The 1,357-nt window shown below is 47.2% G+C and carries 2 protein-coding genes; both read right to left on the reverse strand.

The window, feature by feature from the left end:
- Positions 1-621, reverse strand: a 621-nt coding sequence (locus tag ABHN01_RS25725) for a GAF domain-containing protein (RefSeq protein WP_429877902.1), incomplete at its 3' end; no start/stop codon positions are given.
- A 185-nt stretch (positions 622-806) separates the two neighbouring features.
- Positions 807-1,357, reverse strand: a 551-nt coding sequence (locus ABHN01_RS25730; protein WP_429877903.1) for an SDR family oxidoreductase, incomplete at its 5' end; no start/stop codon positions are given.

Genomic DNA, 1,357 nt, shown 5'->3' on the forward strand with positions numbered 1-1,357 from the left:
GGTCTGGACTCTCAGTTCCTGTTCAATGGCCTGTGAAACCGAAGCCACAACACCGAGCATATACGGATGAGCTGAATCTATCGGGCAGGAAACATCCAGAACACCGAGGATTCTGCCTTCAGGATCATGCACAGGAACGGCAGAACAGCTCCATTGATGTGATGCGATCGAATAGTGCTCTGTCCCGCTGACGAGCACAGCCTCTTTGGTTTGAAGGGCCGTACCGATAGCATTGGTACCCACTTCTTCTTCGGTCCATTTGACCCCTTCGACAAAATTGATTTTAGAGGCATCAGCAACTATCTTCCGGCTGCCGGTCAGTGACAAAACATAGCCTTCGGAATCAATTAAAAGCGCCATCATTCCTAGCTCATGAATGGCCTCTTTCATTCGTGCGATATGAGGCTGGGCCGCTTCTAAGAAGAAAGAACTTTTCTTTTTTTGGTGGAGCAGCTCCTCCTGTGATAAAATATGGCGCCCCTTGGTCAAATAAGGGTCCACTTTGACCTCTTTGCACCGGTGCCAGGATTCCTGAATGCGTTTACTCAACCGGGATGGATCGAGAACTCCTTCATGTACAAACCGCTTCCATGTGCTCAAATAACAGTTAGACGCAAGCATTTTGACCTCCTCTATCCTAATAAGAGTGTGGAAAACAAAGCTTGTCCAACAACCAACATCATATTTTAGAATTTTCTGTCTGTTTTTTCTTATTATATCGGATATTTAAAACGCTTACAATCCCATAAAAAAAGGCACGCAAATACCGTGCCCGTAAGCGAAGCTGATGATCCTTTGTGTTTCTTTCAGGAAAAAACGACACCGCCATCAATCATGATGGATTGGCCAGTCATGTAGTTGGAATCATCATAGGCCAGATAAGAGACAAATTGTGCGACATCCTCCGGTTTTTCCGGACGGCCCAGGGCAATTCCCTCAGAAAACTGCCTGAACGCTTCCCCTCTTTTTAAATCCATATACTCTGCCATACGTTCATCAATATGTTCCCACATCTGTGTTCCGACAATGCCGGGACAATACGCGTTTACCGTAATCCCAAACTGTGCCAGTTCTTGAGCAGCCGCTTGTGTCAGTCCCCTGACCGCAAATTTGGTGGCTGAATACACACCGAGGAGGCTAAACCCTTTATAACCGGCGATGCTGCAGGCGCTGATAATTTTGCCGCTCTGTTGTTTTTTCATCTGCTCTGCGGCTGCCTGTAATCCGTACAGCACACCAAACACATTCACATTAAAAATGCGCTCCAAATCTTCTTTGGTTACCTCGAGCAGGGGCTTGACCTGGGCGATCCCTGCATTAGAAACCATGACATCCACACTGCCGAACGCCTCTTGAG

It is taken from the genome of Fictibacillus sp. NRS-1165 (genome assembly GCF_050468105.1).
Lineage (GTDB): Bacteria > Bacillota > Bacilli > Bacillales > Fictibacillaceae > Fictibacillus_C > Fictibacillus_C terrinigri.